Annotated in this window: 19 protein-coding genes and 1 tRNA gene; 7 read left to right on the top strand and 13 right to left on the bottom strand. The window is 61.6% G+C overall.

Annotation, left to right across the window (positions count from 1 at the left end; all coding sequences use genetic code 11):
- Window positions 1-1,671 (top strand): DNA gyrase subunit A (locus ACMV18_RS03480; RefSeq protein ID WP_420816688.1); only part of this gene is annotated, 1,671 nt, incomplete at its 5' end.
- Window positions 1,672-1,681: 10 nt separating this feature from the next.
- On the opposite strand, the gene ACMV18_RS03485 is transcribed toward ACMV18_RS03480, so the two are convergent.
- Complete coding sequence (locus ACMV18_RS03485; protein WP_420816689.1) at window positions 1,682-2,170, bottom strand: DUF4405 domain-containing protein; 489 nt, start codon at window positions 2,168-2,170, stop codon at window positions 1,682-1,684.
- Window positions 2,171-2,446: 276 nt separating this feature from the next.
- On the opposite strand from ACMV18_RS03485, the gene ACMV18_RS03490 reads away from it, so the two are divergent.
- Window positions 2,447-3,268 (top strand): SDR family oxidoreductase, encoded by an 822-nt coding sequence (locus ACMV18_RS03490; RefSeq protein WP_374258308.1) that lies wholly within the window; start codon window positions 2,447-2,449, stop codon window positions 3,266-3,268.
- Between the two features lie 108 nt (window positions 3,269-3,376).
- Window positions 3,377-4,339 carry a PEP-CTERM sorting domain-containing protein gene (locus ACMV18_RS03495; RefSeq protein WP_374258310.1) on the top strand — a complete coding sequence of 321 codons (963 nt, stop codon included), beginning with the start codon at window positions 3,377-3,379 and terminating at the stop codon, window positions 4,337-4,339.
- Window positions 4,340-4,342: 3 nt separating this feature from the next.
- Here ACMV18_RS03495 and ACMV18_RS03500 read toward each other — a convergent pair whose 3' ends face one another.
- Together ACMV18_RS03500 and ACMV18_RS03505 are read right to left on the bottom strand one after the other, a co-directional pair.
- Window positions 4,343-5,767: a protein kinase domain-containing protein gene (locus ACMV18_RS03500; protein WP_420816690.1), complete on the bottom strand. Its 1,425-nt coding sequence runs from the start codon at window positions 5,765-5,767 to the stop codon at window positions 4,343-4,345.
- Window positions 5,768-5,818: 51 nt separating this feature from the next.
- On the bottom strand, window positions 5,819-7,417 hold the full coding sequence (locus ACMV18_RS03505) for a methyl-accepting chemotaxis protein (protein ID WP_420816691.1): 1,599 nt from the start codon (window positions 7,415-7,417) through the stop codon (window positions 5,819-5,821).
- A gap of 197 nt (window positions 7,418-7,614) precedes the next feature.
- Between ACMV18_RS03505 and ACMV18_RS03510 the strand changes: the two genes are divergently transcribed.
- Window positions 7,615-7,917 carry an H-NS family nucleoid-associated regulatory protein gene (locus ACMV18_RS03510; protein WP_420816692.1) on the top strand — a complete coding sequence of 101 codons (303 nt, stop codon included), beginning with the start codon at window positions 7,615-7,617 and terminating at the stop codon, window positions 7,915-7,917.
- A 67-nt stretch (window positions 7,918-7,984) separates the two neighbouring features.
- Here ACMV18_RS03510 and ACMV18_RS03515 read toward each other — a convergent pair.
- From ACMV18_RS03515 to ACMV18_RS03555, 9 genes are all read right to left on the bottom strand, one after another.
- Window positions 7,985-8,059, bottom strand: a tRNA-Arg gene (locus tag ACMV18_RS03515).
- 19 nt (window positions 8,060-8,078) lie between these two features.
- Window positions 8,079-8,723 (bottom strand): urease accessory protein UreG, encoded by a 645-nt coding sequence (gene ureG / locus ACMV18_RS03520; RefSeq protein WP_420816693.1) that lies wholly within the window; start codon window positions 8,721-8,723, stop codon window positions 8,079-8,081.
- On the bottom strand, window positions 8,720-9,490 hold the full coding sequence (locus tag ACMV18_RS03525; protein WP_420816694.1) for an urease accessory protein UreF: 771 nt from the start codon (window positions 9,488-9,490) through the stop codon (window positions 8,720-8,722). The genes ureG and ACMV18_RS03525 overlap by 4 nt, the downstream gene beginning before the upstream one ends.
- Before the next feature lie 12 nt (window positions 9,491-9,502).
- Window positions 9,503-10,189, bottom strand: a complete 687-nt coding sequence (gene ureE / locus ACMV18_RS03530) for an urease accessory protein UreE (protein ID WP_420816695.1) — start codon at window positions 10,187-10,189, stop codon at window positions 9,503-9,505.
- 60 nt (window positions 10,190-10,249) lie between these two features.
- Complete coding sequence (locus tag ACMV18_RS03535; protein WP_420816696.1) at window positions 10,250-11,812, bottom strand: methyl-accepting chemotaxis protein; 1,563 nt, start codon at window positions 11,810-11,812, stop codon at window positions 10,250-10,252.
- A 226-nt stretch (window positions 11,813-12,038) separates the two neighbouring features.
- On the bottom strand, window positions 12,039-13,766 hold the full coding sequence (gene ureC / locus ACMV18_RS03540; protein WP_420816697.1) for an urease subunit alpha: 1,728 nt from the start codon (window positions 13,764-13,766) through the stop codon (window positions 12,039-12,041).
- Between the two features lie 20 nt (window positions 13,767-13,786).
- The gene (locus ACMV18_RS03545) at window positions 13,787-14,092 is read right to left on the bottom strand and encodes an urease subunit beta (protein WP_420816698.1); all 306 of its coding nucleotides are present in this window, start codon (window positions 14,090-14,092) and stop codon (window positions 13,787-13,789) included.
- 30 nt (window positions 14,093-14,122) lie between these two features.
- Window positions 14,123-14,782 (bottom strand): HupE/UreJ family protein, encoded by a 660-nt coding sequence (locus ACMV18_RS03550; RefSeq protein WP_420816699.1) that lies wholly within the window; start codon window positions 14,780-14,782, stop codon window positions 14,123-14,125.
- Window positions 14,783-14,857: 75 nt separating this feature from the next.
- Window positions 14,858-15,160 carry an urease subunit gamma gene (locus ACMV18_RS03555; protein ID WP_374259004.1) on the bottom strand — a complete coding sequence of 101 codons (303 nt, stop codon included), beginning with the start codon at window positions 15,158-15,160 and terminating at the stop codon, window positions 14,858-14,860.
- An 82-nt stretch (window positions 15,161-15,242) separates the two neighbouring features.
- Between ACMV18_RS03555 and ACMV18_RS03560 the strand changes: the two genes are divergently transcribed.
- Entirely contained in the window at window positions 15,243-18,785 is a 3,543-nt protein-coding gene (locus tag ACMV18_RS03560) for an ATP-binding protein (RefSeq protein ID WP_420816700.1), read from the top strand.
- Window positions 18,778-19,737 (top strand): response regulator, encoded by a 960-nt coding sequence (locus ACMV18_RS03565; protein ID WP_420816701.1) that lies wholly within the window; start codon window positions 18,778-18,780, stop codon window positions 19,735-19,737. The genes ACMV18_RS03560 and ACMV18_RS03565 overlap by 8 nt, the downstream gene beginning before the upstream one ends.
- Here ACMV18_RS03565 and ACMV18_RS03570 read toward each other — a convergent pair.
- Window positions 19,724-20,467: a fused MFS/spermidine synthase gene (locus ACMV18_RS03570; RefSeq protein WP_420816702.1), complete on the bottom strand. Its 744-nt coding sequence runs from the start codon at window positions 20,465-20,467 to the stop codon at window positions 19,724-19,726. The two genes, ACMV18_RS03565 and ACMV18_RS03570, sit on opposite strands and share 14 nt — an antisense overlap.
- A gap of 145 nt (window positions 20,468-20,612) precedes the next feature.
- Between ACMV18_RS03570 and ACMV18_RS03575 the strand changes: the two genes are divergently transcribed.
- The coding region (locus ACMV18_RS03575) for a transporter substrate-binding protein (RefSeq protein WP_420816703.1) at window positions 20,613-21,574 on the top strand (962 nt) is incomplete at its 3' end.

Consider the following 21,574-nt stretch of genomic DNA (forward strand, 5'->3'; position numbering starts at 1 on the left):
GAACTGTTCGAGATCGTGCAGGGCCCGGACTTCCCGGGCGGTGGTCAGATCATTTCCAGTCCGCAGGACATTGCCGATGCTTACCGAACCGGTCGCGGCAGCCTCAAGGTGCGCGCACGCTGGAAGATCGAAGATCTTGCCCGTGGACAGTGGCAACTGGTGGTGACCGAATTGCCGCCGGGCACCAGTTCGCAAAAGGTGCTTGAAGAGATTGAGGAGCTAACCAATCCGAAGATCAAAACCGGCAAGAAGGCCCTGACGGCGGAGCAAACGCAGCTCAAGGCGACCGTGTTGTCGGTGCTGGATGCCGTGCGCGACGAATCCAGCAAAGATGCTGCCGTGCGCCTGGTGTTCGAGCCCAAGAGCCGCACGGTCGAACAGCAAGAGCTGATCACCACCTTGTTGGCGCACACCAGCCTGGAAAGCTCGTCGTCGATCAACATGACCATGATCGGTGTGGATGGCAAGCCTGTTCAAAAGGGTTTGCGTCAGGTGCTGACCGAGTGGATTGGTTTCCGTCTGGAGACGGTGACCCGCCGCACGCAGCACCGCCTGAACAAGGTGCTCGACCGCATCCATATCCTGGAAGGCCGTCAGACCGTTCTGCTGAACATTGACGAAGTCATCGCCATCATCCGCAACAGTGACGAGCCCAAGGCCGCACTGATTGAGCGGTTCAAGTTGAGTGACCGCCAGGCGGAAGACATTCTGGAAATCCGCCTGCGTCAGTTGGCGCGTCTGGAGGCCATCAAGATCGAGCAGGAGCTGTCCGATTTGCGTGGCGAACAAGCCAAGCTGGAAGACATCCTGAACAACCCCGGCGTGCTCAAGCGCACCGTGGTCAAGGAAATCGAGGCGGATGCCAAGCAATATGGCGACGAGCGCCGTACTTTGATTCAGGCCGAAAAGCGTGCCGTGGCCGAAGTGAAGGTGATCGACGAGCCAGTGACCGTGGTCATCAGCCAGAAGGGCTGGGTGCGTGCACGTACCGGCCATGGGCATGACCCGGCCAGCTTTGCGTTCAAGGCCGGCGATGGCCTGTATGGCACCTTTGAGTGCCGCACGGTGGATCCGTTGATCGTGTTTGGCACGAATGGCCGGGTGTACAGCGTGGCTGTGAGCGCCTTGCCGGGCGCGCGCGGCGATGGGCAACCCATCACCACCATGATCGAGCTGGAATCGGGCACGCAGCCTCAGCACTACCTGGCGGGCAATGCTGATCAAACCATTTTGTTGGCCAACAGCGGTGGCTTTGGCCTGCTGGCCAAGCTGGGCGATCTGATCACGCGTCAGAAGGGCGGCAAGGGCTTCCTGACACTGGACGAGGGCGATGCCGTTTTGCCGCCGGTGGTGGTCAAGCCGGAACACACCCAAGTGGCTTGCCTGTGCGAAGACGGGCGCATGCTGGTCTTCGGGCTCGACGAGCTCAAGCTGCAATCCAACGGTGGCCGCGGCCTGACGCTGATGGATGTGGACGCCAAAACGGCACCGCTGATTTCGGTGGCATCGTGCCTGAACGGCGTGCGGGTCATTGGCACCACCCGTGGCGCCAAGCCCAAGGAAGACGACGTGCGCAACTCAGCGTATGTTGCGCACGTGGGCAAGCGTGCCCGCAAGGGCAAGGCGGTGGACGCGTTCCAGAAGGTTTACCGCGTCCAGGCGCTGAGCTGAACGACGACCGTTACTGGAAGATCACGGCCAGCGCCTTGAACTGATCGTGTTCTTCTGGTCCAGTGATGCTGTCGAGCGTCTGGTTCGTGGACTGCGCCTTGAAGCCTGCCTTTTGCAGGGCGGCCAGCAGGGCTTCAGGTGTTTGATGAGCCAGGGGCGCAATGCTGGTCAGCGGAGCGTGCAAAACCGCTTGGCTGGCTCGGCGAGCGGGATGGCCGCCGCCTTCATCTTCTTCCTTGATGAAGAAAGATGCCGCCAGGATGACGACGAACACCCCAATGATGGCCAGTGCAGCGGGTTTGCTCAGGTAACGCTTGAAGGCCGCGAAATTGGCGGTCACGTGAGTGGCCACGCCAGCGACCATGGCCCAGCCCAGCCATTCATGCACTTCCTTGTTGAGGCCGGTGTCCGCGTGGAAGAACATCAGGATGCCGGTGCAGCCCATCAAGATAAAGGAGCCAATGGTGAGCGGCGTGGCCCATTCGCGAGAGATTTGCATGATGTGGTCTCTTCTTGGTTGTGAATCGTGACAGTCTGCCAAGCAACTGTTGCTGCCGTGTTGAGCATCCGTTGACAAATGTGGATGCATTTGACGGACGTCAACCAATCCGGTGATCTCACCGTCTCGGGTGATTGGGGTAATGCGTTGACCTTTGCGGAACTTGTGTGAGCCATGTATTTCGGACATCAAGCAGGAAAACGCTGAGGGTGATGGCGCGTGCATGACACTAGCCTTGGGTGAGCGTTCTCAGCCTTGCTTATGGAGTTGGAAGACATGCCGTCCCTCGCCGGAAAGACCCTTTTCATCACTGGTGCCAGCCGAGGCATTGGCAAAGCCATCGCACTCCGCGCAGCCAGGGATGGTGCCAACATTGTGGTGGCGGCCAAAACCGCTGAGCCTGATCCAAGGTTGCCCGGCACCATTCATACAGCTGCAGCGGAAATTGAGGCCGCTGGCGGTCGCGCCTTGCCGCTGGTGCTGGATGTGCGTGACGAGGCTCGGGTGCATGAGGTGGTGAAACTGGCCGCCGAGCACTTCGGTGGCATTGACATCCTGGTCAACAACGCCAGCGCCATCAACTTGAGTCGTGTGACCGACACCCCCGCCAAACGCTACGACTTGATGTTTGACATCAATGTGCGTGGCACGTTCATGTGCTCGCAGGCTTGTATTCCTTACCTGGAGCGAGCCCCCAACCCGCATATCCTGGTGCTGTCGCCCCCCATCAACCTGCAGCCCAAATGGTTTGCGAGCCATGCGGCGTACACCACGTCCAAGTACGCCATGAGCATGCTGGCATTCGGCATGGCCGCAGAATTGAAGGCCAAGGGGGTTGCGGTGAATGCGCTGTGGCCCCGAACCCTGATTGCCACCTCGGCGCTCAACATCGCCGGATCACAGTTGGGGACGATGGGGCGCACCCCCGAGATCATGGCCGATGCCGCCTACGACATCCTGACCCAAGACAGCCGAAGCCACACGGGGCACTTTCATGTGGATGAAGACGTCCTGCGTGCAGCAGGCGTCACCGACTTTGATCCCTATCTGGTCACCCCCGGGAGCCAGCCGATGCTCGACCTGTACATCGAGGGGTGATACGGTTCGTCACATATTGAACGCTCAGCTCCCCGTGATGAGGGAGTTACAGCAAGGTAGGGGGTTGGTACAAACCCGGGCATCTAAACAAAATGTCGGGAGTACCTCATGCGCAAATCGCGCTCGTTCATGCTTGCGTTGGTTGGCGTGCTGTGTGCCACGACGGCCCACGCCCAATCCACCTTCAGTTGGGGACTCAGTGCCGAAGAAAACACAAGCTCGACCTGGAACTACCTGCACGCGGACGCCCCCTACGATGTGTTCACCACGGGCGGTGAGCGCACGCTGACCTCCGGGGCCGTGTCCGCATCCGTGAATGGTTGGGGCGATCCGGTGACAGGCTTCTTCAAATCCATCACACAGGTGCACATGAGCGGGGACACGCCGATCAACATTGCCGATTCGTATGTGGCGATGAATGTGACGGACGTGATCCGTATCAATGGGGCATCCCCGACCACGACGGTGTCCTTCACGCTGGACTACGACACGACGCTGTCTGGCTTGGGCATGACACCGTTTCCTCGCTACAACGAGGTCAGTCATTTCATGCAGGCGTGGTCCGATCGTTCGGTTGTGCTCACATACGAAGCGGAAAACCCATCGTATGACCCGTCGGCGACCTGCACAGATTGGGGCTCGGATGGGATCTACTGCCCGCCAGAGACAGAGAAGATGTTGACGGTCAGAGAAGCTGCAGGAAAGGGCTTCTTCAGGGAGTGGGCACTGGGTGGTCCAAATGGCGTTTACAGCAACGGTGACGCCGAGAACGGACACTACTCAGGACAGGTCACCCTGACTGCCGTGGTTCCGACGAATGTCAACATTCAGGTGGATCTCCGCTTTTACAACGGGCTCACTTGCTTCCACATGGCAGATTGTCATCTGGTGAATGATTCCAGTCATTCCGACTATGTCGGGCTGCAGCTGGAGGACGGCTTTACCTTCGATTCAGCGCATGGCTACCAGTATTTGGGCAAGGTTGCGGCAGTGCCGGAGCCATCTAGCCTGACGTTGATGGGGGTGGGCTTGTTGACGGGGGGCTTGCTGCGCCGTCGTCGCAAGGCTTGAGTTTCAAAGTCGAACCACGGTGACGGAGCACGCCGCCTCGGCGACCACCTGGGCACTCACGCTGCCAAAGTAGCGGCGCATGGCGGAGTGCCCCCGCGCGCCCATCACAATGTGTTGGACGTGGTTCTTCACGGCAAATTCCAGGATGGCAGAAGCGGTGTCGCTGGATTCGAGCACATGGAAGGTCAGGTTGTGCTCACCCAGATTCATGCGTTGCTGCAGAGGTTGCGCCCACTGTTTGATGGACACCAGGTGTTGAACGTGGCGCGCATTGCCGCCCTCTAGCGCGTACGGGTCACTGTCGAGTTGGTTGGGCTTCATCACGCAGACGCATGCCAAGCGGGCGTGTGGCTGGAGCGTCAGAATCCGCTGCACGGTCTCCAGCAGTTTTTCATCCAGGGCAGGTGGACTGATCTTGACCCCGATGGCCACCATGATGATCGGTGCCTCGCCATCTGTGCCGGCGGCTGAATCGCCACTTTTGTGCTCCGGCGACCGTGTCTGGAGCCACCGCTTCAGGGTGCTGAACGTGCCTTGTTGGCCCGTTCGGCGTGAACGCTCCGTCAGCGCGAGCTGTTCGGGCTGGCGAAGGTCGGTCACCAAATCCTGCGCGTGCTGGTAACGGTGAGAGGGGTTGGGCTCGAGGCAGCGCAAGATCACTTCCTGCAGCCAAAGCGGGAGGTGTGGCTGGAGATCCCGTGGGGGCCTGGGGGCGACATACAAGCGCTGCCGCAAGCCCGCAATGCTGTGGGGCTGCCCGAACGGACGGACACCCGTTGAAAGGTGATACAGCATGACGCCCAAAGAAAACAGGTCGCTGCGAGGGTCGCTGCGGACGTACTGCACTTGCTCGGGGGAAATGTAGGGGCCTGTGCCCATCGGAAGCGAGAACTCTTCTTCCAGCAGGTCCGGCAGACGCTGGTGGTGACACAAGCCGAAGTCCACCATGACGGCCTCGCCACTTGGGCGGAACATGATGTTGCTGGGCTTGACGTCGAGGTGCACCACACCTTGCCGGTGCAAGTCATGCAGGGCCAGGGCAACTTGCAGACCGATTTCGGCCACTTGTTCCACAGGAAGTGGGGCCAGGTCGAGCATGGCGCGCAGCGATGCGCCCTCGATGCGCTCCATCACGATGTAGGGCAGCGGGTCGAAGTCTCCCTTGGCCACGAAGGCGGGCACATGCGGGCCGGTCAGCAAAGGCAGGACCATCTGCTCCACCTCAAAGCCGACAATCGTGGCGGGATCATCACTGCCCTCGATGCGGGGCACTTTCATGACCAATGGCACAGGCGAGTCCCCGTCAACCTTGGCGACGCGCCATAGCGAGGCCATGCCACTCTGGTGCAATACATCCAGAAGACGGAAACCGTCGATTTCCATCCCTTCGCGCAGATGGCGATTGCGATCTGCGAATGCATCAACCATGACCAAACCTCCTGTCTGGCAGTCTAGCCAGACTTCCGAGGATTTGATGCGCTATGCATGAGTGGTTGGGGCATTGGAATCGAGCTTGAACACTTGTACAGAGGCGGAGACCACTTTGGCTCGCTGCGCCAGTGACATGGATGCCGCGGCAATCTCTTCCACGGCAGCGGCATTCTGTTGTGTGATGCCATCGAGATGAGCAACGGCCTGGTTGACTTGCGAGATGCCCTGCAATTGCTCGGAAATGCCGTGGCTGATGCCGGACACCAGCTCACCGACTTCTGCAACGGCTGCCAGCGCTTCCTGCATCGTGCTTTGAACCACATGGGTGAGGTCGCTGCCGGCATGTACTTTGTCGGCCGAATCCGTGATCAGCGACTTGACTTCTTTGGCCGCAGTTGCCGTTCGCTGTGCCAGTGCACGCACCTCTGCCGCGACGACGGCAAACCCCCGACCTTGTTCACCCGCACGCGCGGCTTCCACGGCCGCATTCAAGGCCAGGATGTTGGTTTGGAATGCAATGCTGTCGATGACCTGAATGATGTCGTTGATGCGGTTGGACGACTCTTCAATGCGATGCATGGTGTCGGTCAGCTTGTTCACCACTTGTCCGCTGCGCTCGGTGATGGAAGTGGTTTGGCTGGCCAGGTCTGCCGCCTGTTGCACGGTGGCGGCGCCATTGCGTGCGGTCCCCGTGATTTGCTCCATGGACGCCGCCGTTTCCTGCAGGCTGCCTGCCTGGGCCTCTGTGCGGCTTGACAGGCTCTGGTTGCCTTGGGCGATCTCGCTTGTGGCTGTCAGCATTTCATCGACTTCGCTACGGGCATCGCGCACGATGGCGAACAGGTTGACTTTGAGTTGATTGAGCGCACGGGTCAGTTGCCCGATCACGTCTCGGCGATTGGAGTGAACGCTGGCCGTCAGATCCCCTGCGGCCAGGATGTTGGCGGCTTTCAGCAGTTCACGCAGCGGCTTGATGGCGATGTGGTTGAACACCTGCCGGATGAGACATCCTGTGGCGACCCACGCTGCCAATGCGGTGACCCAGAGCCAGGCGGACACGTCTCCGATGTGTCCTGTCATCCATGCACCAAGCAGAAAGCCTGTGACGCCAATGGCCATGGAGACCATGGTCAGCTCGCCAGACAGGTCCAGATACAGGGCGCTTCGGATGCGTCCGGAAAAAGAGCTGGAGCGGATGTTGCCGCTGTGAAGTCGGTGTATCAGGCGGCCGTCGGCGGCTTCCGCCTGCATGGTTTGATAGAGGCTTTCAGCAGCACGCACCTCTTCCTGATCGGGTTTGGTGCGTACCGACATGTAGCCGGTGGGCTTGCCGTTCTCGACCAACGGCGTCACGTTGGCTTTGACCCAGTAGTACCGGCCATCTGCGCGACGGTTCTTGACCAAGCCCGACCAAGGGTGTCCTGCCTGGATGGTTTCCCACATATCCCGAAATGCCTCGGCGGGCATGTCTGGGTGGCGAATGAGGTTGTGTGGTTGCCCCAGTAACTCCTCCCGGCGATAGCCACTGACGTGGATGAAGGCCGGATTGCAGTAGGTGATGGTGCCTGCCAGATCCGTGGTGGACACCAGTGACTCACCATCAGGGAATGGATAGGCTTGATCAATGACGGGCGTGTTCAGTCGCATGGGGTGCTCTGCTGAAGTGGTTCGGCCATGACGAGTGATACAGCGTACTCGTGGCGCTGGGGTGTGAATGAACGTTAATCGTTTTTCACGCTTGTGCTATCGGTGCTTGCTCTAAAAACTAAAGCAAAACGAGAATGTTCGGTTCACTGGATAATCGGAAACCTGAATAACCCAGATTTGCTTTCCCAAGGAGACGTGTGGCAGCGCCCACCAGTCGCGACGTGCTGCCCGTGATGTGCATGACTCCAGAACAAGAAGCGGTTTTGCGCTCAGTCCGCAAGCTCATGGACTTCTGGCAAATTACGCCAGAAGAGTTATCGACTGAATCCCCCCTATCGGTGCCTGTGGCCGAGCCTGTGGGCTTGCCGCCGAAATATCGGCATCCTGTCACGGGTGAAGCCTGGGATGGGACGGGCAGCCAGCCTCAGTGGTTGCGTGAGGCGCTGACCAAGGGCGGCTATTTGGTCGAGGAATTGTTGGTTGTGCACCAAAATGGGTAATAGTCTGCTGACATACCCATTACTTCGCCCATGAAAAAGCCTGCGTGATGCAGGCTTTGTGTGGTCGTGGTCCCTCCGACAGGAATCGAACCTGTATTTGCCGCTTAGGAGGCGGCCGTTCTATCCATTGAACTACGGAGAGACTGAATCGACGAGCGGCATTATGCCTTGAGCATGCCCTTGGTTTCGATGAAGCCAATCACGTCTTGCAGGCCCGCTTGCGTCTTGAGGTTGGTCATCACGAAGGGGCGCGTGGGGCGCATGCGCTTGGTGTCGGCTTCCATGATGTCGAGGTTGGCGCCCACGTGCGGAGCGAGGTCCGTCTTGTTGATGACGAAGAGGTCGCTCTTGGTGATGCCGGGGCCGCCCTTGCGCGGGATTTTTTCGCCGGCGGCCACGTCGATCACATAGATGGTGAGGTCGGACAACTCGGGGCTGAACGTGGCCGCGAGGTTGTCCCCACCCGATTCAATGAACACGATGTCGGCGTCGGGGTACTTGGCCAGCATGCGGTCCACGGCTTCCAGGTTGATGGAGGCGTCTTCGCGGATGGCCGTGTGAGGACAGCCGCCCGTTTCCACGCCCATGATGCGGTCGGGGTCCAGAGCGCCCGCGACTGTCAGCAGGCGCTGGTCTTCTTTGGTGTAGATGTCGTTGGTGATGACGACCAGATCGTATTGCTCGCGCATGGTCTTGCACAGCATTTCGAGCAGGGTGGTCTTGCCGGAACCGACGGGGCCGCCCACGCCTACGCGCAACGGGGGCAGTTTTTTGGTGCGGCCGGGGATGTGATGCAAAGCGCTCATGATCGGAAGAGTCGGGAGTATTGGTGTTCGTGCTGGCTGCTCAGGATGGCCAGCATGGGGGTGAAGGCCTGACGCTGGCTGTCAGGCAGCGCCAGGGCGTGGTCGATGGCCTCAGGGATGACATCCACCACGGCTTGGAGGATGCGCTGGCCGGCACTTTGGCCCAACGGGACGGCTTTGATGGCGGCTTGGGCCATGTTCTCCGCCCAGCCAAAGGCAAAGCTCAACAGCGCCTCGCGTACCAGGGCTTGCAGGGCGACAGCATCTTGGCTGGCGCTGCCGGCAGGCAAGCACTGCGCCACGGCCAGGGCGAAGGCCACGGACCAGTTTGGCGCAGGGGGCATGGCGGCGCATTGTGCCAACCGTGGGTCTTGTGTCAGTGCGTGCAGGTCGCCACTGCGGTTGCGCAGCCACTCGCACAACGATCGGCCCATTTGCTCGCTTTGCAGGCACAACTCACTCGTCTCGCGGGTCAGGGTGACCCATTCATTGAGTTCCTGCACGCGCGCCAGGTCGCCGCGTACCCAGGCGGCGATGGCTTTGGCCACCACGGCCAGATCCGACCGGGCGAGGCTCAGCCGGATCTGGTCGGTGAACCATTGCGCGGCCTGTGCCTCATTGCTCACCAGACCCGCATCTACGGCTGCTTCCAGGCCTTCGGAGTAGCTGAAGCCGCCCACGGGCAAAGCGGGGGAGGCCAGCCACATCAACTGCAGTCGGGTGGCGGGAGGCAGCGGCGCGGCGCGCGCCGGAATGACACGACTCATGGATCGGGGGCTTCAGTGATCGTGATGGTCGTGTCCACAGCCGGGGCCGTGAACGTGTGGCGCAGGGGCTGCCTTGATGGCAATGCCGATGGGCTTACCCCGGGCGGTGGGGGCGGCCGAGGTGTGCTCGTGCCCGTGGCTGCAGCCGGGACCATGCACGTGGCCGGGCTCACCATGCGGTGGGTTGGTCTGGGCGTGGCTGTGATCGCCATGATCGTGAGCATGGTGATGCGCGTGGCCGTGCCCGCTGGCGTAGGCGCCACCTTCTGGCTCGAACGAGTCCTGGATGGCTTCGACCGTCATGTGCATGGCGCGCAGCATGTCGGCGAGTACGTGGTCCGGCTCGATTTTCAGATGATCGGGCTGCAGTTCAATCTGAACGTGGCGGTTGCCCAGGTGGTAGGCCGCGCGGGTCAGGTCGAACTGGCTGCCGTGAGCGGTGCAGGGCGTGATGCGCAGCACGGGTTGCGCGGCAGCCTGCACGCGGATCATGGAGCCGTCTTCCGCCACCAGTACGTCGCCGCCCCGCACAACGGTGCCGCGGGGCAGGAACACCCCCAGCTGTCGGCCTTGGCTGTCGACGGCATCAAAGCGGCTTTTCTGGCGGACGTCCCAGTCCAGCTCGACGGTGGCAGCGCGCTTGAGGAGGACAGAGGCCAGGCCCTGTCCTTGAGGGAGAAGTTTGTTGACGGTCAGCATCACGAATCAGTGCAATCCACCGTGAGGTGTGAAGCACAAAGTGTACCGACCGTGGCTGCATCAAGCCGCTGTCAGGCGAAAGACCGAGACGGATTCCAGCAGTTTGTCGGCCTGTTGCTCCAGGCCGGCTGCGGCCGCAGTGCTTTGTGACATCAGGGTCAGGTTTTCCTGCGTGGTCGCATCGAGCTGATGCACGGTTTGGCGAACCTGGCTGATCGCATGTGCGTGCTGACCGCAAGACGCTGACAGCCCCTGGATCAGCGATGCCACCTCTTCAATCGTGCCTTGCAAGCCTTGAATGGTGTTGCTGGTGGCGCTGACTTGGTCCGCGCCTGCCGAGACGCGCTCGACGTTGTCGGTGATCAATTGCTTGATTTCGCGAGCGGCGTTGGCGGAGCGCTGGGCCAGCGATCGCACCTCGGAGGCCACGACCGCAAAGCCGCGCCCTTGCTCGCCCGCACGGGCGGCTTCGACGGCAGCGTTGAGCGCCAGGATGTTGGTCTGGAAGGCGATGCCGTCAATGACGCCGATGATGTCGGCAACACGGTGGCTAGCGGTGCGGATGCCTTGCATGGTCTGGTTGACCTGGGTCATTGAGCCTTGGCCGTGCTGCGCGGCCTCGCGTGCCAGGGTGGCGAGTTCGCTGGCGCGTCGGGTGTGATCGAGGTTGTTGTGAATATCACGTTCGATTTGTTCCAGTACGCCGCGAGATTGGGCGAGGTCTTCTGCATGACGCTGCGCGCTGTGGGTGACATGGGTAGCCCCCGTGGCGACATCGCGGGAGGTACGGGCCACTTGCTCGGACTGATCGCGAACCTCGCTGGTCAACTGCACGAGACTGTCTCGCATCCGTTTCATGGACTGCAGCATGCGTCCCAGTTCGTCTTGGGCCGGTTCGGCGTGGACGTGCAGCGCCAGTTGACCTTCGGCGATGGCCTCGCTGACCTTCATGGCGGCCAGCGCAGGCCGGCTGACGGATCGGGCGATCAGCCAGGCCCAGGCGGCGCCCGCCACCAGTGTCACCAGAGTGAGGATGCTGATCAGCCATTCGCTGGTGGCAATGGAAGTGTCGTAATCGCTTTGCGCGCGGCGTGTGGCGGTGTGCACGAGGCTTTGCAGGGCCTCGTTGTCGCGGGTCACGGCGGCAGCGGAGGGCACCAGGGCAGACTGTTCGCGTTCGGTGGCTTGCAGGGTCTGACCGGTTTCCACCAGGTCGAGCACGCCGTTACGTGTCTGAACGTAGGCCTGATGATTTTTTTGCAGCGAGGCGGCCGTGCGGCGAACGTCTGGCTGAGGGTGTTGTGTCAACTTGGCCAGTTGCTGTGTGATGGCCTCATCGGCCTTGAGCAACTCGGGCTTGAACCGATCGGTCACTTCCGGCATGCCTGCCGAGCGGATGATGGCTTGGCTCTTGATCAGGTCTTGCTGGAGCAGGGCGTTGATCTGATGTCCCTGCTGGCGAGCATCCAGTTCGGCCAGAAACACGTCATGCAACGAGCGCGTGCGCTCCAGCCCCATGAGGCCGAGTAAGGCGACGACGCACACCAAGGTCAAGATCAGGCCGAAGCCGATCGCCAGGCGGGTGCCAACTTTCCAGTTGCGGAGTCGGTTGAAGTGTTTCACGTGATTCCTGTAGCGGGGTGTCTGAACAGCTCGTCAGGCAGCCTCCCCTGTGGCCCTGACAAGCGTGCCGGCACGACGCGGCGGCGCTAGTGTCGCCACCTTATCGAGCGTTCAAGGACAAGCTTGAGGCCCAAAAAGGAATCTTGGTGAAAATATCTGAATTTGGTCCAGATCAAACAGATGACATCAATTTGTCATCTGTTTGACATCTTTTGATGACAGATGCTCAAAAGAGGAAATACCGCTGTGCCAAGGGTAAGGACACGGCTGGTTCGCAGGTCAGCAGCAGACCATCGGCACGGACCTGATAGGTTTGTGCGTCGATTTCCATCACGGGCATGTAGTGGTTGTGCACCATGTCGGCCTTCTTGACCGTGCGGCATCCCTTGACTGCTACCACTTGCTTTTTGAGGCCGTAGTGCGACGGCATACCCGCAGCGATGGCCGACTGGCTCATGAACGTGAGTGATGTGCGGGCCACGGCGCCCCCAAACGACCCAAACATGGGGCGGTAGTGCACAGGCTGGGGGGTGGGGATGGACGCATTGGGATCGCCCATGGCGGCGGCCGCAATGAAGCCGCCTTTGAGGATGAGGCTGGGTTTGACGCCAAAGAACGCAGGGCGCCACAAGACGAGGTCAGCCCATTTGCCCTCTTCGATGCTGCCGACCTCGTGCGACACACCATGCGCCAAGGCAGGGTTGATGGTGTACTTGGCGACATAGCGCTTGATGCGGGCATTGTCGTGGCGGTCGGTGTCACCAGGCAGTTTGCCGCGCTGGGCCTTCATTTTGTGGGCGGTTTGCCAGCAACGCAGGATCACCTCGCCCACGCGGCCCATGGCCTGTGAGTCGGAGCTGAACATGCTGATGGCGCCCAGGTCGTGCAGGATGTCCTCGGCCGCGATGGTTTCGCGACGGATGCGGCTTTCGGCAAAGGCCAGGTCTTCGGCAATGGATGCGTCGAGGTGGTGGCACACCATGAGCATGTCGAGGTGCTCGTCAATGGTGTTGACCGTGAAGGGGCGCGTGGGATTGGTGGAGGAGGGGAGCACATTGGGCTCGCCCACCACCTTCATGATGTCGGGGGCATGCCCGCCGCCCGCACCTTCGGTGTGGAAGCTGTGGATGGTGCGGCCCTTGAAGGCGGCCACGGTGTCTTCCACAAAGCCGGATTCGTTCAGCGTGTCGGTGTGGATGGCCACCTGCACGTCGGTTTCTTCGGCCACGCTCAGGCAGTTGTCGATGGCAGCCGGGGTGGTGCCCCAGTCTTCATGCAACTTCATGCCGATCACGCCGGCATCGACCTGTTGACGCAGGGCCTCGGGCTGGCTGGCGTTGCCCTTGCCCAAGAAGCCCAGGTTCATCGGGAAGGCTTCGGCGGCCTTCAACATCATGGCGATGTTGTCAGGGCCGGGGGTGCAGGTGGTAGCGAACGTGCCCGTTGCAGGGCCGGTGCCGCCACCAATCATGGTGGTGACGCCGCTGTTGAGTGCTTCGTCGATCTGCTGCGGGCAGATGAAGTGGATGTGGGTGTCAATGCCGCCTGCAGTGACGATCATGCCTTCAGCAGCAATGATTTCGGTGCCGGGGCCAATGACGATGTCCACGCCCGGCTGAACGTCCGGGTTGCCGGCCTTGCCGATTTTGACGATGCGGCCCGCCTTGATGCCGATGTCGGCTTTGACGATGCCCCAGTGGTCGAGGATGAGGGCGTTGGTGAGCACGCAGTCAGCGGCTTCCATGGCGCCAGGGCCGTTGGGGATCTGGCTTTGGCCCATGCCGTCGCGGATGGTTTTGCCGCCGCCAAACTTGACTTCTTCGCCGTAGCCTCCTGCGCGCAGGGTGTAGTCGTGCTCGACTTCCAGTACGAGGTTGGTGTCGGCCAGTCGCAGACGGTCGCCCGCAGTGGGGCCGAACATCTCGGCATAGGCGCGACGGTTGATGCTTGCCATCTTGAGGGGTCCTTTGCGAATCAGAGCTTGCCTTGCACCAGGCCGCGGAAGCCATAAACGGTGCGGCTGCCGGCGTAGTCCACCAGCTCGACGGTGCGTTGCTGCCCCGGCTCAAACCGAACGGCTGTGCCGGATGCGATGTTCAGGCGCATGCCGCGGGCGGCATCCCGGTCAAACCGCAGTGCGGCATTGGTTTCAGCAAAGTGGTAGTGCGAACCCACCTGGATGGGGCGGTCGCCCGCGTTTTCGACAACCAGGGTGAGCGTGCGTCGACCTTCGTTGATGGCCAGATCGGGGCCGTCTGTGAGCAGTTCGCCGGGGATCATGGTGAGTCCTGTATCAGTTTGCGGGTGCGTTCACAGAACGTGGGCCATGGCGGGCACCATCAGCGAGGCGCCCAGGATAGCGACGGCGCCGCCGGCTGCGCGGGCCAGCCACTTCGACGGTGCGCTGGCCGATTGCTGCAGACGAAGGCCGAGCCACATCCCGGCGCCGTGCAGCGTCAAGGTGCTGGCGACCATGCCGGCGAGTGCCGCACCCATGTGTCCTGACAGCTCGGCGCCGTGCGCGAGGCCGTGGTAGAGCGCGAACATGGCCATCAGTGCTGCGCCCAACAGGGTGGGCAGGTGCAGGCGTGTGGCCACCAGAAGGCCGATCACCAGCAGTGAGGCTGCGATCATGGGTTCCACCGCAGGGGTGTGAATGCCCATGGCGCCCACGATGCCGCCGATCAGCATGGTGCCCGCAAAGGCGGCGGGACCGGTCAGGGCTTGCAGGTTCATCCGTTGGGCTTTGCCGGACAAGGTGCTCCAAAGGCCGACGCTCAGCATGGCTGCCACGTGGTCCAGCCCGGTGAGGGGGTGAATGGCGCCTTCCAGCAGGCTGCTGAAAGCGTCGGCATGGTGGGCGTGCGCGCCCGCATCTGCACCAAGGTGCGCCATGGCCACAGGAGATGCCAAGGCAGCGGCCGTACCGGCCAGCGTCAATACGGTGCGGCGATTCAGGATGCTTGTCATGGTGTGGGGTCTGTCTGGTAGGTGAATGGGTCAATGCACAATGATGGTGCAATGATGGATTGACGGGGCGTGACGTTATGCGATCGGTTGGTGCACGGTCACCAACTTGGTGCCATCTGGGAAGGTGGCCTCGATCTGAATGTCGGGAATCATGTCCGGCACGCCTTCCATGACCTGATCGCGGCTGAGCACTGTTTTGCCGTCGCTCATCAGCTCGGCCACGCTCTTGCCATCCCGAGCGCCTTCCATGATGAAGGCGGTGATGAGCGCAACGGCCTCTGGGTAGTTGAGCTTCAGGCCACGAGCGAGCCGGCGTTCGGCCAACAGGGCGGCGGTGAAGATCAGGAGCTTGTCTTTTTCGCGTGGGCTGAGATCCATGTGCAGTGTCCTTGACGCCAGGGAGGCGACGGTTGCGTCGGCATTGAACTTGCGGTGTTCAAGGCGCGCTATGAACACCACTATGCAAAACCCAGACCCGCTTCGTCTAGCCCCCGATGTGCCGGGGGCGGGCGAGGCGGCCACCCAGCAGGAGGCCTTGCAGCGTGTGGTCAAGGTTCGCCGGGACTACAACACCTGGGTGGCGAGCGAGACCATGGAAGACTATGCCCTGCGGTTCACGCCTCGCTCGGCGCGCCGCTGGAGCGAATGGCGGGTGGCCAACACGGCCTTTGGTGTGGCGTCGTTTTTGGTGCTGGAGGCCGTGGGGGCCACCTTGCTGGTGGAGCACGGCTTTGTGAACGCCTTCTGGGCCATTCTGGCCACAGGCTTGATCATTTTGCTGGCGGGGTGGCCCATCAGTGTGTATGCCGCCCGACATGGGCTGGACATGGATCTGCTGACGCGAGGGGCAGGCTTTGGCTACATCGGCTCGACCATCACGTCTCTGATCTACGCCTCGTTCACTTTCATTTTCTTTGCGCTGGAAGCCGCGGTGATGGCCTACGCACTGGAGTTGGCCTTTGATGTGCCGCCGGCGTGGGGCTATCTGATCTGTGCGCTGGTGGTGGTCCCGCTGGTGACGCACGGGGTGACCATCATCAGCCGCTTGCAGTGGCTGACGCAGCCCATCTGGTTGGTGATGCTGGTGCTGCCCTATGTGTATGTGTTCCATGCGCACCCGAATGTGGTGCAGGACTTGATGGCCTATGCCGGGGCGGACGGTGCACACGCTGGCTTCGACCTCAAGTCCTTTGGCGCGGCCTTGACCGTGGGCATTGCGCTGATCACGCAAATGGGCGAGCAGGCGGACTATTTGCGCTTCATGCCCGAGGCGCGTGAGGGCGCACGGGCCAAATGGTGGACCGCCGTCTTCATTGGGGGACCGGGGTGGGTCATACCGGGTGTGCTGAAGATGCTGGGCGGAGCGCTGCTGGCGTGGCTGGCGATTTCGTATGCCGTGCCAGTCGATCGGGCGGTAGACCCCAATCAGATGTATCTGGTCGCGTGGGAGAAGGTGTTTCCCAACCCGACCTGGGCGGTGGCGGCGGTCGCGGCCTTTGTGGTGATCTCGCAGATCAAGATCAATGTGACCAATGCGTATGCGGGGTCACTGGCGTGGTCCAACTTCTTTGCCCGGTTGACCCATAGCCACCCCGGGCGCGTGGTGTGGGTGGTGTTCAACGCCGTGATTGCCTTGCTGTTGATGGAGTTGAACCTGTTTCAGGCGCTGGGCAAGGTGCTGGGTTTGTATTCCAACTTGGCCATTGCCTGGATGATGGCCGTGGTGGCGGACCTGGTGGTGAGCAAGCCCATGGGGTGGTCGCCCAAGGGCATTGAGTTCAAGCGCGCATATCTGTATGACATCAATCCGGTGGGCGTGGGGGCGATGGGCCTGGCCTCGGTGGTGTCGGTCATGGCCTATGTGGGCTGGTTGGGCGAATTGGCGCAGGCGTTCTCTGCGGTGTTGGCCATGGTGGTGGCGTTTGTGACCGCACCAGCGCTGGCTTGGGCAACCCGTGGGCGGTATTACCTGGCGCGGCAACCCGACGCGATGGCCGAGGCCGATGAAGGAAAACCCCTGAGCCGCGTGATCAAGCTGAAAGCCTTGCACCGTTGCACGGTGTGCGAGCAGGAATATGAGGCGGAGGACGTGGCGCAATGTCCGGCCTATCAGGGTTTCATTTGTTCGCTGTGCTGTTCTTTGGACGCACGTTGCCAGGACTTGTGCAAGCCTCATGCGCGCTGGGGCGAAGAGTGGCGATCACTGGGGCGGGCGCTGATGCCGCATGCCGTGTGGCAGCGACTCGACACTGAGTTGGGCCACTTCTTGTTGGTGATGCTGGTGTTGGGACCCTTGCTGGCCGGGGTGTTCGGGCTGGTGTACCAGCAGCAGTTGCGTGAGCTCGATGCCTTGCCCGTGGCAGCGATGGGGGCGGCGACGCAGGTGCTGCAGGCCGCCTTCATCAAGGTCTTTGCGGCCTTGTTGCTGGTGGTGGGGGTGGTGGCCTGGTGGCTGGTGTTGACGCACAAGAGCCGGCAGGTGGCCCAAGAGGAATCCAACCGGCAGACCCACTTGCTGGTGCAGGAAATCGAGTCTCACCGCATCACCGACCAGAAACTGCAGGACGCCAAAAGCGCGGCAGAGCAGGCCAACCAGGCCAAGAGTCGTTACATCACCACCATCAGCCATGAGTTGCGCACGCCGCTCAACGGCATCTTGGGTTACGCGCAGTTGCTGGATGAAGACCCCAGGCTGGCTGACAACGTCAAACAGGCGGTGGGTGTGATCAAGCGAGGTGGGGACCACCTGCTGTCGTTGATCGAGGGCACGCTGGACATCGCACGCATCGAAAACGGCAAGCTGACGCTGGAGGTCAAGCCCGTCAGGTTGGGCGACTTGCTGCAGCAGATCACCGGGTTGATCGAGCATCAGGCGCAAGCCAAGCATCTGACCTTTGTGGCCGACATTGACCCGTCTTTGCCGGAGTATGTGCGGGCCGACGAGCGCCGTGTGCGGCAGATTTTGCTCAATGTGGTGGGCAATGCCGTCAAGTTCACGACGGTGGGGCAGGTGACCTTGAAGGTGCGCTATGCCCGTGAGATCGCCCTCATTGAGGTGACTGACACCGGCCCGGGCATTGCGCCGGCAGAGGTCGAGAAGATTTTTGAACCCTTCGCGCGTGGCTCGTCGGCCGCGGGGCAGTCTGTGGGGGGGACCGGTCTGGGGTTGACCATCAGCAAGATGTTGACCGACCTGATGGGGGGCGAGATGAGTGTGCGCAGCGAGGTGGGCAAGGGCACCTGCTTCCGCATCCGACTCTTTTTGCCCGAGGTGCGGGGCGTGGAGGTGGCGCGCAAGGTGCAAGCGGGCGTGCGCACCGGGTATGCCGGCGCACGTCAACGCATTTGGGTGGTGGACAACGAAGAGGCCGACCGTGGCTTGCTCGTTCGCATCCTGGAACCTTTGGGCTTTGAGGTGCAGACGCATGCATCCGGTGTGGCGTGTCTGCAGGCGTTGAGGCAGGCCCGCGCTGCCGATTTGCCGCATGCTTTCTTCATGGACCTGGCCATGCCAGGGCTGGATGGCTGGGCCACCTTGAAAGCCATTCAGGACGAGGGTTTGAGCACGGCGCCCGCTGCCATCGTGTCGGCCAATGCGTTTGACAAGACCTTGGACAACGACGTGGGGATCACGCCTGACGATTTCCTGGTCAAGCCTGTTCGGGTCAGTGAGCTGCTGGACTGGCTGGGGCGAAGGCTGAACCTGGAGTGGGTGATGGCCGAGCGGCCGTCGGTGCCCCTGCCGGCCTCTGCGCCCGCAGAAGCGCAGGTGTTGCCCAATCTGGATGCCCTTCGCCAGTTGGAGGATCAGGTGCACACCGGCTATGTCAGAGGGGTGCACAAAATGCTGGACCAGATGGAGGCGGCTGAGCCGCAGTGCGCACCCTTTGTGGCGCGGATGCGCAGTCTGGCCAAGCAGTTCCAGCTTGAAACCATGGCGAACATTTTGAAATCACTCATTGCGCAAGCGCCGTCTGTTGAGGCGACCCACCACCATGTTTGAACGATTGGACCGAAGCCGCACGGACGTGGTGCTCATCGTGGACGATGTGCCGGACAACTTGTCCCTGCTGCACGATGCCCTGGATGAAGCAGGCTACACCGTGCTGGTCGCCACGCATGGTGAGGCGGCTTTGCAGCGCGCCAGCCAGTCGGTGCCCGACATCATCTTGCTGGATGCGGTCATGCCCGGCATGGATGGCTTTGAGGTGGCCCGACGCCTGAAGGCGCAGCCAGAGACCAGCCACATCCCCATCGTGTTCATGACCGGGCTGACCGAGACCGAGCACGTGGTGGCGGCCTTTCAGGCGGGCAGCGTGGACTATGTGGTCAAGCCCATTCGTCCCCGAGAGGTGCTGGTGCGCATTGAGGCGCACATGGCCAGCGCGCGTCAGGCTCGCCAGGCGCGCAATGCGCTGGATGCGTTTGGGCATGCGTCGCTCACGGTGCGTTTGTCTGACGGGCGGGTGCTGTGGCAAACCCCTTTGGCGCGGCGTCTGTTGCAGCGGTACTTCGATTCGCCAGAATCGGTGGCGCCGGCCGAGTTGATGGACTGGCTGCGCTTGGCGGTGCCGCGCTTTGAGCAGGATGTGGCCCAGGCGCAAGGTGCGGTCACGCCGCCGCAGTGGGCGGTCAATCAGGGCAACAACCGCCTCAGCTTTGTGCTGCACCAGCCAACCGGGGATGAGGAGTGGCTGCTGGTGATGCAGGAAAGCTCGGATCAGGCGGCCATGGACGCCTTGAGCCAGGAGTTCAAGCTCACGGCCCGCGAAGGCGAGGTCTTGTACTGGGTGGTAAAGGGCAAGACCAACCGCGACATTGGCGACATCTTGGGCAGCAGCCCGGCCACGGTCAAAAAACAGCTGGAGAGCGTGTTTGCCAAGATGGGCGTCGAGACGCGCACGGCCGCCGCCGGGCTGGCCTTGAGCCGCGTGGTGCAACTCAAGGCGCGCTAGGCTTCGGCAGCTTTTGCAAGGCCCGCTGCAGCCGGGTGGAGGCCACTGCCAGCGTGCTCTGGTGCGTGGTGCCCAGGGCCGCCCAACGTGCCTCAAAGCCCTCTGCGGTACGCCGCAGGGCGTCGGCCTGACTGGCCACCACGATGTCATTGCCGCCTTCGTCAGACTCGAAGGACACCACGGCGCCGTCAAACACACGTCCCACACGTTTGAGGATCTCGCGTGTTTGCTCGGTATCGGCCTGCACATTGGCCACCATCACACCCTGCGGGGAGAGTGCTGCCCGCACGCGACGGTAAAAGCCGGGCGAGCACAGTGCGTCTGGGATGCCTTCCCCGGTGAAGCCATCGACCAGGATGACGTCGTAAGACCGCGAAGGTTTGCTGAGAAACGCCGCGCCATCAGCGCAGAGGATGCGTGAGCGTTCGTCGTCTGGCGGGATGCAGAAGTCCTGGCGCAGGTCGATCACGCCGGGGTTGATCTCGACCGTAGTGATGTCGGAGCCAAGCAAATGACGGTGCACGTATTTGTGAATGGATCCGCCACCGAGGCCAATCATCAGGATGTGTGCCGGGTTCGGGTTGAGCAGCAGAAAGCTCATCATCGCCCGGGTGTAGTCCAGCACGAGCTCGTCGGGATCGGCCAGCCGCATGCAGCTCTGGATGAGCGAAGACTCGAACGACAGGGAGAGGGTCTGGCTGTTGCTGTGCAGCCGTGCGTGTTCAGACATGGCGGGAGTGTCGCATGGTCGCTCCTGGTCCGCCGCGCGTACGCCGTTTGTACGCCATGTGGCGTATTTCTCATTTTGGAGGGGCTCGGCACACTGAATCCATACCGATTTCGTTCAACCCACCGCTTCAAAGGAGCGACCTCAAATGAACATCTCTCGTCGCAGTGCTACCGCCTCCCTGACCGCCGTTGCCCTGGGTGTGGCCGGTCTGGCTTTCAGCTCGCTGGCTCAGGCCGCCGACACCATCAAGGTGGGCGTGCTGCACTCCCTGTCGGGCACCATGGCCATCTCCGAGACCGTCCTGAAGGACACCGTGCTGATGGCCATTGACGAGATCAATGCCAAGGGCGGTCTGCTGGGCAAGAAGCTCGAGCCCGTGGTGGTGGACCCCGCTTCCAACTGGCCTCTGTTTGCCGAGAAGGCCAAGCAGTTGCTGACCCAAGACAAGGTGGCCGTGACCTTCGGTTGCTGGACCTCGGTGTCGCGCAAGTCGGTGTTGCCGGTCTACAAGGAAAACAACGGCCTGCTGTTCTACCCCGTCCAGTACGAAGGTGAAGAGCTCGAGAAGAACGTGTTCTACACCGGTGCGGCGCCCAACCAGCAAGCCATTCCCGCTGTCGAATACCTGATGAGCAAGGACGGCGGTTCGGCCAAGCGCTTCGTGCTGCTGGGTACCGACTACGTTTACCCACGTACCACCAACAAGATCCTGCGCGCTTTCCTGAAGTCCAAGGGCGTGGCTGAGTCGGACATCATGGAGGAATACACCCCCTTCGGTCACTCCGACTATCAGACCATCATCGCCAAGATCAAGAAGTTCGCTTCGGAAGGGAAGAAAACCGCCGTGGTGTCCACCATCAACGGTGACTCCAACGTGCCTTTCTACAAGGAGCTGGGCAACCAGGGTCTGAAGGCCAAGGACGTGCCTGTGGTGGCCTTCTCGGTGGGTGAAGAAGAACTGCGTGGCGTGGACACCAAGCCTCTGGTGGGCCACCTGGCTGCCTGGAACTACTTCATGTCCATCAAGAACCCGACCAATGCAGACTTCATCAAGAAGTGGTCGGCTTACGCCAAGGCCAAGAACATCGCCGGTCACAAGGACAAGCC

Origin of the sequence: Aquabacterium sp. (assembly GCF_048860245.1) — a bacterium.
Taxonomy (GTDB): domain Bacteria; phylum Pseudomonadota; class Gammaproteobacteria; order Burkholderiales; family Burkholderiaceae_C; genus Aquabacterium.